Here is a 13,374-nt window from a genome sequence, read left to right on the forward strand (position 1 = left end):
TCATTCCGCCGCGGGGCTGATCGCCCGCGGTGTATTTATAGCAGCCATAAAGGCCGAAAGTTGTGCAATTTGCGTGTCAGTCATCCGCAGGCCAAGCTTGGTGCGGCGCCAGATGATGTCATTGGCCTCGCGGGCGAATTCATGGGTGATCAGCCAACGGACTTCGGCTTCGGTCAGGGTTGCGCCGAAATCCTGGCCAAGATCGGAGGCTTGGGTGGCTTGGCCGAGCAGGGTTTTTGCCTCTGATCCATAGGCGCGGATCAGGCGGGCGGCCCAAGCTGGGGTCAGGAACTGGTAGGATTGCGTAAGGCTTTGGGTGAGCTTCGCGACATCGGTATGCGGGAAATCACCGCCGGGCAGGGCCGCGCGGGCGGTCCATGCGGGTTTGGCATGCGGAAAGAACGGGGCGAGTTTTGCCAGCGCACTTTCGGCCAAGCGGCGGTGGGTGGTGATCTTGCCGCCGAACACGTTCAGCAAGGGCGCGCCGTTTTGATCCAGCGACAGCACATAGTCGCGGGTGGCGGCGGTGGCGGACGATGCGCCGTCATTATAGAGCGGGCGGACGCCGGAATAGGTCCAGACCACATCATCCACGGTGACGGGTTTGGCGAAGTATTGGCTGGCGAAGTTCAGCAGGTAGTCGCGTTCTTCATCGGTGCAATGGGCGCTTCCGGGGGCGGATTGGTGATCCTTGTCGGTGGTGCCGATCAGGGTGAAATCTTGCTCATACGGGATGGCGAAGATGATGCGACCATCTGTGCCTTGGAAGAAATAGCAGCGGTCGTGATCGTAGAGTTTACGGGTGACGATATGGCTGCCGCGCACAAGGCGGACGCCTTCGGTCGAGTTGATGCGGGCGACGTTGCGGATCACGTCTTCGACCCAAGGCCCGCCTGCATTGACGAGGGCGCGGGCGGTGTGGGTGGTTTGGCCCTGCGCGCCTTCGGTGGTGACGTGCCAGAGATCGCCTTGGCGGGTGGCGCTGATAACGCGGGTACGGGTGTGGATTTGTGCGCCGCGCTGAGCGGCGTCGCGGGCGTTCAGGGATACGAGTTTTGCGTCTTCGATCCAGCAATCGGAGTATTCATAGGCATGGGCGAAGCGCTTTTGCAAAGGTCCGCCTGCGGGGTCGGTTTTCAGATCAAGGGTACGGGTGGCGGGCAGGATTTTGCGACCGCCAAGGGTGTCATACATGAACAGACCAAGCCGGATCAGCCAAGCCGGGCGGCGGCCGCGCGTCCACGGCATCAGCCGGGCCATCAGCTTGCCGGTGGGGGTTTCGCCTTCAAAGCGCATGTCGGGGTGGTAGGGCAGAACGAAGCGCATCGGCCAAGAGATATGCGGCATCGCGACCAGCAGGGTTTCGCGTTCTTCCAGCGCTTCGCGGACCAGACGGAACTCGAAGTATTCCAGATAGCGCAGACCGCCGTGAAACAGCTTGGTGCTGGCCGAGGAGGTTGCCTGCGCCAGATCGCCCTGTTCGGCCAATGTCACCGACAAGCCGCGGCCCACCGCATCACGGGCGATGCCGCAGCCGTTGATGCCGCCACCGATGATGAAAAGGTCGACCGTTTCGGGCCGCTGTTGCAGATTCACGCCAAGTCTCCTCCCTAGCGAGACTTAGGCTGAAGCAATCACGCTGGGCGGTCAACTATTATTTTCGCTTTTGCGCGAATTGGATAAAAGCGAACATTTGGACAAAACTGATTGCGCTACCACCTTTGATTACGCAGCATTATTCTGAAATTCGCGCAATTTCGCGCTGCAATGCGGCGTGAAACCTCACTGCGGCGCGGCGTGATTTCGGCCTTGATAGACGCGGCGACATGCCCGAAAGATGCCGCTTATCCCGGCGTAACAGCGCGAAAGGAAAGCCCTTGGCCCTGAGTTTTCGGCAGAGTGAAATTGTCGAACTGGCCCGCGCCGATGGCCGCGTGGTGGTCGAGGAATTGGCACAGCGTTTTGACGTGACTTTGCAGACCATTCGCCGCGATCTGACGGAATTGGCAGACTCGGGGCTTTTGGACCGGGTGCATGGCGGCGCGGTGCCGCGCACGGGGGTTGCCAATCTGGGCTATGACGAGCGGCGGTATATGAACGAGGCCGCCAAGGCTGCGATCGCCAAGGCTTGTGCTGCGGCGATCCCGAATAACTGCTCGATCATCATCAACCTTGGAACCACCACAGAAGCAGTGGCGCGCGAGTTGCTGCACCATAGCAATATCACCGTGATCACCAACAACATGAACGTCGCCAACATTCTGGTGGCCAATCCAAGCTGCGATATCATGGTGGCGGGCGGTGCCTTCCGGCGCTCTGACGGCGGATTGGTCGGCGAGCTGACCACGCAGTTCTTTGAGCAATTCAAGGTGGACTACGCGATTATCGGCAGTTCGGCTTTGGACGCGGATGGCGATCTTCTGGATTTCGACCTGGCCGAAGTCCGGGTGTCAAAAACCATCATCCGGCAAGCACGGCAGGTGTTTCTGGTCTGCGATCACTCCAAGCTGGGCAGATCGGCCCCGGCAAGGCTGGCCTCGCTGAGCGAGATCAGTGAAGTCTTTACCGATCAGGCATTTCCCGAAGATTTGGCACAGCGGTGCAGCGCCTGGGGCACCAAGATCAACTGCGCTTAGCTGGTCGCGCAGCCCCTGCCCTCTCGACAGCAAGATCTGTATGCGCGGATTCGCGTCCAGGATTGGCTCGGACCCTTCTATGCAAAACCGTGCATGCCGCTGTGCAGTCAGACAGCGCGTGCACAGTTGATGGATGGGCGGGCAACACCTGAAGATGACCATAATGGAATAGATCCGATGGCACGCCAGATTGCGGAAACCGAATCGTGCGCCAAGAACTCTACCTACGGTCGTTGTCCTGCGCGTCACTCTACCCAGAGACCACCCGCTGGCATTAATACGGCCGAGGATTTACCAGAGTTTAGGAATTGGCGGATATAAAGCTCAGAAGGGCATAGATAAAATTTAGCATATCTCAATACATACTTTAGTTTGACTTATCCCCCTAAGTGTAGTAATTAAATACTTGGGTGGGGTGGTGCGGAGACTTTATCTCCGTGAAACTCTAGAGGGTAAGTGCTTCAAATGGCAACTTTTACTGGGACAAATGGCAGCAATATTCTGCCCGGACTGCTTGGCGCGTTAACAGCACTCGGAAACGACCAATTCTACGGATTGGGTGGCGATGACCTGATGATCGGCTTTCTCGGCGACGACACCTTCGAGGGTGGCGCTGGTGCGGACATCATCATAGGCGGTGTGCTGGATATAAATTTGCTGAGCGCCACCGTGAACGTGGCGGGCAAAGACACCGCCGCATATACCACATCCAGTGCGGGCGTATCGGTTGACCTGTCAACGACGAGCTCGATCAAGCTGAATCTGCTGAACACCGGCATCAAAATAAACGTGATCGATGTGGTGACTGGCTCGGGTGGGGACGCCCAAGGCGATATCCTGATCGGGATCACCAACCTCACCGGCTCAAATTTTGCGGATTATCTGGCTGGGAATGAAGATGCGAACTTGCTGCTCGGCGGCGGTGGCATCGACACGCTTCTTGGTCATGCCGGCAATGACACCATTTTTGGCAACACTGGCAACGATCTGATTTACGGCGGCGACGGCGTGGATCGCATCGAAGGTGGTGACGGGGCCGATTCCATCAGTGGCGGGAACGATGGCGACGTTCTGTACGGCAATGACGGTGCCGACGTGATCTATGGCAATGCAGGCAACGATACTCTGTTTGGCGGCACTGGCCCCGATACGTTGGTCGGTGGCACAGGCGATGACATTTATTACCTCGACAAAGTGGGTGATAAGATTGTCGAGCTTGTCGGTGAAGGTATCGACGGCGTGCAAAGCACGATCACCGTCCATATGGCTGCCTTCAGCCAGTTCATCGACAACCTTGAACTGCTGGACGATGGCGGTTCGATCAATGGCTTCGGAAACGATCGCGACAATCGAATTGTTGGCAATACCAGCGACAACATCATCCGCGGCGGCGTTGGAACGGATACTCTGTATGGCGGCCAAGGCGACGATGCGTTGTTCGGTGACAGTGGCAACGACTTCATCAATGGCGGGATCGGCGACGACACTCTGACCGGTGGTGGTGGCAACGACACGCTGCTTGGCAGCAACGGCGCGGATACCTTTGTGTTTGCAGGAGCTTTCGGAAACGATATCGTCGAGGACTTCTCGGTTGCGAACACCAAAGAGTACATCGATCTGCGTGCGTTGCCAGGTGTTACCGGATGGGCCGATCTTCTGGCAAACCACCTGAGCTCGAACTCCGATGGCGATGCCGTTATCACTGTTGGGGCGAATACGATCACACTGGACGGCGTGGCCATGACCGCACTGACGGCGCACGAGTTCCTGTTCTGATTGCAACAAAGTAACTGGCGGCGCATGTCCCACCGTTCATTGAATGGTGAGGATCTGCGCCGCTGATTTTGTTGACTGAGGCATCCGGGTTTTCGGACGGGAAGCGGCGACCGAAAGCACGCAACAATCAGATGCAGGGCGGTGATATCCGGTGCGGTAGTGCCGGAAAGCAGGTCTTCGCGATAAATACCAACCTGCACGGTGACCGGATCGCAAGCGATAGGGTCTGCCCGAGGGCACCGCGCTATTTCAAACGAGCGCAACGCATCAATGACGGTGACGGTGGCCAACACCCGCGGCATGAAGAACAGGGTTTCATATAGCACATGGCGCGGATCTGCTGGTTGACCAGTGCAGCCAGCGCCCACCCAAGCGGCAGGGCCAAGATGCGCATCGTCAGCCAGATCACTTTGTTATTCAACGAAACATAGAGCTGCGTATCCTCGATTAAGGAGGACTGCGGGTCGTTGCGCCGCCGCCCTATACAAAGCGGGACGGCTGGATCACTATTGGCCGCGGCACGATTGCCATGGATGCCGGAGGTGGCCTGGTTGGGGTCGACATGCGCTTGATACGACGATCCTCTTTGATCCTGCTTGCGATCTGCCTTGCAAGCGCGCTTGCGGTGTTCATGGTCGCCTCGCGCACCGCCACTGGGATATATATGGCAGAGGGTCGTGCACGGGCTGAGGCTCTGCTTGGTCTGACGATACAGGCGCTGGACGGGCATTTGCGGCGGTTTGAAGTGGTGCCGGATTTGTTGGCCGATCAAGAACGGGTATTGCGGCTGGTGCAGAACCCGACGGATGCTGCGCGCATAGAGGCGATGAACCTGTGGCTTCAGGCGCGCAACGCGGAACTCGACTCGTCGGATATTTACATCATGACCCCGGATGGCGTGACGATTGCGGCATCCAACCACCATCGTGCCGACAGCTTCATCGGCCAGAACTTTACCTATCGCCCCTATTTCACCGCAGCATTGGCGGGACAGACGGGGCGGTTCTACGCGATTGGGACAACGTCTGGGGTGCGCGGATATTACTTTGCAGCCCCCATTCTGGATGAAAACAACGCCACGGTGGGCGTTGTTGCGGTGAAAATCGGGTTGGATGTGATTGAGGCAGAATGGCGGGCGCAGGACGCGGCGATCATGGTGACCGATCCTGAGGGGATCGTGTTTTTGGCTTCGGACAGCGGGCTGCGCTATCAGGGCCTGTTGCCACTGACCCCGGACAGGTTGGCGCGCACTGCCGCGTCGCGGCGCTATGCCGATGTTCCGGTCAGCGAAATGGCGGTGACGCAGGCGGATGACTTGTTGACGATGGATGGCCACGAATATCTTACCGCGCAAGAACTGATGCCTCGGGCGGGCTGGACGGTGCATGTGCTGCTCGACGCCGCCTATTTGCGTGCGCAGGCACGGCTGGCGGCGCTGGCGTTTCTGGGCGCGGCGCTGGCGGTGGTGTTGCTGATCTGGCAGCGCAGGGCGCGGTTGACCGAGAGATTGGCGCTGCAATTGCAAACCAAGGCAGAGCTGGAGCGGCGGGTGGCAGAGCGCACAGCGGATCTGGCACAGGCGAATGCGCTGATTGAAACCGAGATCGCAGAGCGGCGGCTGACCGAGCAGGAGTTGCGCCGCACCCAAAGCGATCTGGTGCAAGCGGGCAAGCTTGCCGCATTGGGGCAGATGTCGGCGGCACTGAGCCATGAGATCAACCAACCGTTGGCTGCGGCGCGGAACTATGCGGATTCGGCGGCGATCCTGATTGACCGGGGCGATGGCGTTCGGGCGAAAGAGAATGTCGGGCAAATCCTGTCGCTGATCGACCGGATGGCCGCGATTGCGCGGCACCTGCGCAATGTGGCGCGCAAACCGGATGCGCCGTTGCAGGATATCGTGTTGCGCGATGCGGTGGCGGAAGCGCTGGCGCTGGTGGCGCCGCGTCTTTTGCAGGTCGCAGTGGATCTGCCAGACGACCTTCCCCCGGTGCGGGGCGGTCCGGTGCGCTTGCAACAGGTGTTGGTGAACCTGTTGTCCAACGCGGCGGATGCGATGGCAGAGTCCGGCGCATTGCGGATTGAGGTGACGGGGCGACGCGCGGCGGGACGGGTGTTGTTGACCCTGCGGGACTACGGGCCGGGGGTTCCGGCGGCGATTGCGGACCGGATTTTCGATCCGTTTTTCACCACGAAAAGCGTTGGGTCAGGCTTGGGGCTAGGGTTGTCGATTTCCTACAACATCATGAAGGATTTTGGCGGCGATTTGCGGGTGGCGAACCACCCGGAAGGCGGTGCGGTGTTTACCTTGGATCTACAGGCGAGCGTGGCACGACAGGAGGCTGCGGAATGACGCCAACACGGGTTTTGCTGGTCGATGATGATGCGCAGATGCGGGCCTCGACGCTGCAAGCGCTGGAGCTGGCAGGGTTGCCAGTGACAGAGTTCAGCTCGGCAGAAGAGGTGCTTGATCACGCGGGATCAGGTCTGAACGGCGTGGTGGTCAGCGATATCCGCATGCCGGGGATGGACGGCATGACACTGCTGCAACGGCTCCGCGATATCGACGCCGACCTGCCGGTGATCCTGATCACCGGTCATGCCGAAGTGCAGTTGGCCGTCGAGGCGATGCGACGCGGGGCCTACGATTTCATCGAAAAGCCCTTTGTCGCGCAGTCGCTGATTGCCGTGCTGCGGCGGGCGATGGAACATCGGGCATTGGTGTTGGATAACCGCCGTTTGCGGGCCGCTGCGGGGCAGCGCGATGATATGGAGGCGCGGCTGCCGGGGCGGTCGGCAGTGATGATCGACCTGCGCTATCGGCTGCGCGCGATTGGGGCGTCTGAGGCGGATGCGTTGATTGTGGGGCCAACTGGCGTGGGCAAAGAGGTGGTGGCACATGCTATGCACGATCTTTCTCCGCGCAATGCCAAGCCGTTCGTGGCGGTCAACTGTGCCGCCCTGCCCGCCGAACTGATTGAGTCAGAACTGTTCGGCCACGAGGCGGGGGCGTTTCCCGGCGCGATGCGGGCGCGGTTCGGGCGGTTTGAGCATGCGCGCGGGGGCACGGTGCTGCTGGATGAAGTGGGCCAGATGCCGCTGGATGTGCAAGCCAAACTGCTGCGCGTGTTGCAGGAACGAGTGATCCGGCGGCTGGGCTCGAATGATGCGATCCCGCTGGATGTGCGTTTCATCGCAACCTCGAAAACCGATCTGGAAGCAGAGGTGGCAAAGGGGGCGTTCCGCGAAGATCTGTATTGGCGGCTGAACGTGGCCATGTTGCGGGTGCCGCCGCTGTCTGCGCGGCGCGAGGATATTCCGCTGTTGTTCCTGCAACTGGTGCGGGAAGCGGCGGCGCGCCATTCCGCACCAGACCGCACGCCAGAGCCTGAGATGCTGGCCGATCTGGCGGGGCGCGACTGGCCGGGCAATGTGCGCGAGTTGCGCAACATGGCGGACAGGTTTGTGTTGGGCTTAGACTGGATGCCGGGCAGTTCGGGGCCGGAAGTGCCCCGGCTGGCAGACCGCGTGGCGGGGTTTGAACGCTCAGTCATCGCGGGCGCGATTGCGGCGCATGGCGGGCGATTGCGGCGGGTGTATGAATCGCTCGGGGTGTCGCGCAAGACGCTGTATGAAAAGATGCAGAAGCATGGTTTGGACCGTCGGCTGATCGAGGACGCCGACGACTGATGGCGAAATGGGTGGATTTCCACCCACGCGCAAACCCCGGATGTTCCGCAATCCACCCATTGCCGTGCCGCGTGGTCACATTTCTGTCAACTTGGCCGCACAGCAGGCTTGCACCACAGCCGCAAAGCGCCCCCTGCTTGGCGCAACCGCAGCGCCAATCGGTGCGCGGCAAAAATTGCCACGTTTTGGGAGGAACCAATGGCCCTGTCCGTCAAACTCGCAGCCTTCGCTGCGGCAACCGCATTTACGGCATCTGCCGCCTTTGCGCAAACTTACCCTGATCGCTCGATCACGATGGTCGTGCCGTTTGCCGCAGGTGGCCCCACCGATACCGTGGGCCGCCTTGTGGCAGAAAAAATGTCGGCAGATCTTGGCCAGACCATTCTTGTCGAAAACGTCGGCGGTGCGGGCGGCACGCTGGGGGCCGGTCAGGTCGCGACAGCCGAAGCGGATGGCTATACCATCTTGCTGCATCACATCGGCATGGCGACATCTGCCTCGCTGTATCGCAACCTTGCCTACAATCCGACGGAAGCCTTTGAATATGTAGGGCTTGTCACCGAAGTGCCAATGACGCTGGTGGCCCGCAAGGATTTCGAGCCGACGGATATGGCGTCGTTCATCACCTATGTCAAAGCAAACGCCGAAACCATCACGATGGCAAATGCGGGTATCGGGGCGGCCTCGCATCTGTGCGGCATGCTGTTCATGCAGGCGATGGAAGCGCCCATCGTCACCGTGCCCTACAAGGGCACCGGGCCTGCGATGACAGAATTGCTGGGCGGGCAGGTCGACATCATGTGTGACCAGACCACCAACACAACCGAACAGATCAAGGGCGGCACGATCAAGGCTTTTGCGGTGACATCGCCCGCGCGCCTAGAGATCTTCCCGGATCTGCCGACCGTGGTGGAGGGTGGTTTGCCGGGGATGGAAGTGTCGATCTGGCATGGCATCTACACCCCCAAAGGCACCCCTGCTGAGGTGAATGACCGGCTTGCGGCGTCGCTGCAAAAAGCGCTGGCAGACCCGGAAATCGTCGCAAAATTCGGCGAGCTGGGCACCGCGCCGTCACCTGCTGCTGACGCAACTCCTGCGGCGCTGAAGGCAAAGCTGGAAGGCGAGATTGCCCGCTGGAAGCCGGTGATTGAAGCGGCTGGCGTTTACGCTGACTGATTTTTGCGGCCCCGGTCGATGATCGGGGCCGTTTTTCTTGCCGGGAGGGGCGACGATGGCTGCAATCAACAAGGCGGATTTCTCTGCCGGGATTTTGTTCATTTTATTCGGTGCGGTGTTCGGCCTGCAATGTCTGGGGCTGGAGATGGGCACCACATTGCGGATGGGGCCAGGATACTTCCCCGCCGTGCTGTCGGTGATACTGCTTGGTTTGGGTGCTGCGATCGTTGTCAGCTCGTTCGGGTCCATCGGTGAGGATGTCGGCAACTATGCTTGGCGCGGAATGGTGTTCATCCTCGCGGCACCGATCTTCTTCGGGTTGACCGTGCGTGGCCTTGGTTTTGTGCCATCCATCTTTCTGACCACGCTGATTGCTGCACTGGCTGGGCTAAAGCTGAAGCCGCTTTACGCCGTGGCTCTGGCGGTTGCCGTGACGATTTTCTGCACATTGGTATTCAGCGTCGCATTGGGTCTGCCGTTCCGGCGGTTTGGCCCTTGGCTACCATTTTAAGGGGCGATCATGGATCTGTTGTCAAACCTGGGCCTTGGCTTTGCCACCGCGGCCAGCCCTGAAAACCTGCTGTTCTGCCTGATTGGCGTCATTCTTGGCACCTTGATCGGCGTGTTGCCAGGCATCGGGGCCACCGCCACCATCGCCATGCTGTTGCCGATCACCTTTCAGCTGGAGCCCATCACATCGCTTATCATGCTCGCCGGGATCTATTACGGCGCGCAATATGGCGGCTCCACCACCGCCATCTTGATCAACATGCCGGGCGAGAGTTCATCTGCGGTGACCGCCATCGACGGCTATCAGATGGCGCGGCAAGGCAAGGCGGGCACCGCGTTGGCTGTTGCGGCCTTGGGTTCCTTCTTTGCGGGATCGGTGGCCACATTGCTTGTGGCGGTCTTTGCGCCGCCGCTGACGGTGATCGCCCTGAAATTCGGTGCGGCTGAATACTTTAGCCTGATGCTGCTGGGTCTTGTCTCTGCCATCGCGCTTGCGCATGGCTCTGTCCTCAAGGCGCTGGCGATGGTGGTGCTGGGGCTGCTGCTGGGCGTGGTTGGGACGGATATCTATACCGGCACACCACGGTTTACCTTTGGCATCACCGCCTATGCCGACGGGCTGAATTTCGTGGCTTTGGCGGTTGGGGTGTTTGGCATCGCGGAAATCCTGCGCAATCTGGAGGGCGAGCAGGACCGCACCGTGCTGGGCACCAAACTGGGGGCGCTGTGGCCGTCGCGGGCAGACCTGAAGGAGATGGTGGCGCCGATGCTGCGGGGCACCATGCTGGGCTCGGCCTTGGGCATTCTGCCCGGAGGCGGCGCGGTGCTGGCGGCGTTTGCCTCTTATACCGTGGAGAAGCGGATCTCAAAAACCCCGGAACAATTCGGCAAGGGTGCAATCGCTGGGGTTGCAGGGCCGGAAAGCGCGAACAACGCAGGCGCGCAGACCAGTTTCATTCCCTTGCTGACCTTGGGCATTCCCGCCAACCCTGTGATGGCGCTGATGGTGGGTGCCATGATCATTCAGGGCATCGTTCCGGGGCCAAATGTGGCGACCGATCAACCCGCCTTGTTCTGGGGCATCATCGCGTCGATGTGGATCGGCAACCTGATGCTGGTCGTGTTGAACCTGCCGCTGATCGGGCTGTGGGTGAAGCTGCTGAAAGTGCCCTACCATGTCCTGTTTCCGATCATCATGGCATTCTGCTCTATCGGCGTTTATTCTGTGAATTCAAACGTCTATGATCTCTATGCTGTCGCGGGTTTTGGTCTGCTGGGGTATGTGCTGCTGAAGCTGCGGTGCGAACCAGCACCACTTTTGCTCGGCTTTGTGCTGGGCCCGCTGCTGGAGGAAAATCTGCGCCGCGCAATGATCCTTGGACGCGGCGACCCCACAACCTTCCTGACCCGCCCGATCAGCGCCACCCTGCTTGTGCTGACGGTGCTGGTGCTGGTGGTCGTGCTGTTGCCAACCGTCCGCAAGAAACGGGCAGAGGTGTTTGTCGAGGGCGATTGATCGCCCAGAACCGTGCAACAGCTTCCCAACTGCGGGAGCTGTTGCTTGAAAAGAAGCCGCAAAATCAACGCTGAAACACAGATCCGCCTGTGGCGTCCTTCGTTTCGAAGAGCATTTGGCAATGCTCCGTCAAGCCCGCCCACCAAGAGCATCGGAAAATGTCTTGTCGTTCTTTTCTGTCGGCAGTGCAGGCCCCGCCTGCGCTGCCAGGTAATCAGGTGCGGTAACGTAAAGCGGTTCGGAATTGCTGAAGCCCCTGCGCCAGAATGCCGTGTGCCTGCTCAAACACCTCCCATGCAGCCACGTCAGGGACCTGCAGAATCGTGACGACTTCTTTGCGGTCGAACCCGACCAATGCCGCATCGACGAGATCTTCAACTTCCATGACATTGCGAACCTTGCTGATATCGCCACCAGCGCGATCGCAGATTTCCGTCCGCCTCCACCTGCACATAGACGCCCTTTGCCGTGATTTCTGCAGCGAAGCTTTGCGACAGTGTCATCAGATAGGATTTCGTGGCCACGTCAACTCCCCGTGAGTATTCGGGCAAACGCGTAGAATTGTATGGCTCCAGATAAAACTATCCAGTCATTCAACCCCAGATCCTGTGGGGCCACCAGCGCGAACACCACATTTGAGGAACGGGCCGGGTCGAATCCGATCTGGATACGCGGCCTTCAGGTCATGCAAAGCAACGCTGAACCCCGCAGCGCCATCGGGGGCCAAGGCGATCAGAACGCCATGGGCAAGGTCTATAAGGCCCACGGGTTTGCGACCCGCCGCCAGAAAGGCGCGCATATAGGCCATGCCCGCAAGGCCGCTCTGTCCCGTGGCAGGGTCTTGCGCCAGACGGATGGCCACAAGCGGAACCGCCTGCCCCGGACAAAACGCCGCCGCCTCAACTGCAACACCCAAGGCCGAAAGCGCGGCTGACGGCAAATCGGCCGGCGGCCTGACCGATGGATACTATGTGATCCACCAGCTTGATGGCAGGGGCGAGCCGATCCGGGATAATCGAGAGATCGCCCCACATGAGGTCGGTGTCGTTAGCCATATTTTCGCCGCCTATGCCAAAGGGATTTCGCCAAAGAAGATTGCCGAAGCATTGAACCTGGAAGGCATTCGGGGTCCGCTGGGTGGCGACTTGGCACATCAACGCGGCATGGCACTGCGAACGTGGCACCGGCATTTTGAACAACGCGCTCTATATTGGTAGGTAAATCTGGAACCGCCTGCGCTATGTGAAAGACACCGGCAAACGGCTGTCCCGGCGGAACCCGGAGGCCGATTGGGTGATCATTGACCGCCCTGCCCTGCGCATCATCGACGACTCACTCTAGCAATCGGCCCGCGGCCGCCAAGGCGCGCTGGTGTCAAAGGGAACGGTTACGCCGGTCTGGGAGCTCCTCCGCCATCGCACGCTGTTTTCCGGTCTGATGGAATGCGGCGGCTGTGGATCAGGGTTCTCTAAAACGTCAAAGTATAGCTTTGGCTGTTCGGCGGCCCACAACAAAGCCATGGCTGTCTGCACCAATATGAGGTTGATCAAACAAAAGAATCTGGAAACCGCTGTCTTGAAGGCCATGCAGCATCACCTGATGGATCCTGAGGCTGTGGCGATATTCTGCGAGGCATACAGAGCCGAACGCAACAGACTGGTCAATGCAGCCACCACCAACCGCAAATCGCTGGAGAAGGAACTTGCCTCGGCAATCCGTGATCACGCCAAATTGGTCGATGCGATCATTGCGGGCATAGCGGTCGCGCAGGTCAAGGACCGGATGAACGACTTGGATGCACGACGCAAAACGCTTGAGGCACAACTGGGATTCTTGACCGAAGCACCGGAGCCATTGCGGTTTCACCCAAAGATGGCAGTGGTATACAGAGAGAAAGTATCGGCGCTGATCGCGGCGCTTGGCGAAGCCGCTCCAGTTGCAACCGACGCAAAGCGTCATCGATCATCCTGCGCAGATACCACGCCGGATAGCGCCCCCGCATCTGCGGGGCGTCATCGTTGGGAGCGGGCCATTCCACTGGCTGTGCCTTGGTGGCGACGTAAATCTTGG

General features: G+C 59.8%; 12 protein-coding genes. 9 read left to right on the forward strand and 3 right to left on the reverse strand.

Going from position 1 to position 13,374, the window contains the following annotated elements; all coding sequences use genetic code 11:
* Positions 1–1,596, reverse strand: a complete 1,596-nt coding sequence (glpD, locus tag U1A24_RS04925; protein ID WP_322320862.1) for a glycerol-3-phosphate dehydrogenase — start codon at positions 1,594–1,596, stop codon at positions 1–3.
* A 281-nt stretch (positions 1,597–1,877) separates the two neighbouring features.
* Between glpD and U1A24_RS04930 the strand changes: the two genes are divergently transcribed.
* From U1A24_RS04930 to U1A24_RS04960, 7 genes are all read left to right on the forward strand, one after another.
* Complete coding sequence (locus U1A24_RS04930) at positions 1,878–2,636, forward strand: DeoR/GlpR family DNA-binding transcription regulator (protein WP_322320863.1); 759 nt, start codon at positions 1,878–1,880, stop codon at positions 2,634–2,636.
* Between the two features lie 465 nt (positions 2,637–3,101).
* On the forward strand, positions 3,102–4,412 hold the full coding sequence (locus U1A24_RS04935) for a calcium-binding protein (RefSeq protein WP_322320864.1): 1,311 nt from the start codon (positions 3,102–3,104) through the stop codon (positions 4,410–4,412).
* Between the two features lie 562 nt (positions 4,413–4,974).
* A complete protein-coding gene (locus tag U1A24_RS04940) occupies positions 4,975–6,765 on the forward strand; it encodes a sensor histidine kinase (RefSeq protein ID WP_322320865.1) in 1,791 nt (596 codons plus the stop codon).
* Positions 6,762–8,102 carry a sigma-54 dependent transcriptional regulator gene (locus U1A24_RS04945; protein WP_322320866.1) on the forward strand — a complete coding sequence of 447 codons (1,341 nt, stop codon included), beginning with the start codon at positions 6,762–6,764 and terminating at the stop codon, positions 8,100–8,102. Before U1A24_RS04940 ends, U1A24_RS04945 begins: the two co-directional genes overlap by 4 nt.
* A gap of 198 nt (positions 8,103–8,300) precedes the next feature.
* Positions 8,301–9,278, forward strand: a complete 978-nt coding sequence (locus U1A24_RS04950; protein ID WP_322320867.1) for a tripartite tricarboxylate transporter substrate-binding protein — start codon at positions 8,301–8,303, stop codon at positions 9,276–9,278.
* Positions 9,279–9,333: 55 nt separating this feature from the next.
* Positions 9,334–9,789: a tripartite tricarboxylate transporter TctB family protein gene (locus tag U1A24_RS04955; protein ID WP_322320868.1), complete on the forward strand. Its 456-nt coding sequence runs from the start codon at positions 9,334–9,336 to the stop codon at positions 9,787–9,789.
* 9 nt (positions 9,790–9,798) lie between these two features.
* Positions 9,799–11,304 carry a tripartite tricarboxylate transporter permease gene (locus U1A24_RS04960; protein ID WP_322320869.1) on the forward strand — a complete coding sequence of 502 codons (1,506 nt, stop codon included), beginning with the start codon at positions 9,799–9,801 and terminating at the stop codon, positions 11,302–11,304.
* A gap of 214 nt (positions 11,305–11,518) precedes the next feature.
* On the opposite strand, the gene U1A24_RS04965 is transcribed toward U1A24_RS04960, so the two are convergent.
* Together U1A24_RS04965 and U1A24_RS04970 are read right to left on the reverse strand one after the other, a co-directional pair.
* The gene (locus tag U1A24_RS04965; RefSeq protein ID WP_322320870.1) at positions 11,519–11,689 is read right to left on the reverse strand and encodes a hypothetical protein; all 171 of its coding nucleotides are present in this window, start codon (positions 11,687–11,689) and stop codon (positions 11,519–11,521) included.
* A gap of 204 nt (positions 11,690–11,893) precedes the next feature.
* Positions 11,894–12,166, reverse strand: a complete 273-nt coding sequence (locus U1A24_RS04970; protein ID WP_322320871.1) for a hypothetical protein — start codon at positions 12,164–12,166, stop codon at positions 11,894–11,896.
* Here U1A24_RS04970 and U1A24_RS04975 point away from each other — a divergent pair.
* The gene (locus tag U1A24_RS04975) at positions 12,159–12,521 is read left to right on the forward strand and encodes a recombinase family protein (RefSeq protein ID WP_322320872.1); all 363 of its coding nucleotides are present in this window, start codon (positions 12,159–12,161) and stop codon (positions 12,519–12,521) included. The two genes, U1A24_RS04970 and U1A24_RS04975, sit on opposite strands and share 8 nt — an antisense overlap.
* A gap of 154 nt (positions 12,522–12,675) precedes the next feature.
* Positions 12,676–13,374: zinc ribbon domain-containing protein (locus tag U1A24_RS04980; protein ID WP_322320873.1), on the forward strand; the 699-nt coding region annotated here is incomplete at its 3' end.

Origin of the sequence: Cypionkella sp., assembly GCF_034376685.1 — a bacterium.
GTDB lineage: Bacteria > Pseudomonadota > Alphaproteobacteria > Rhodobacterales > Rhodobacteraceae > Cypionkella.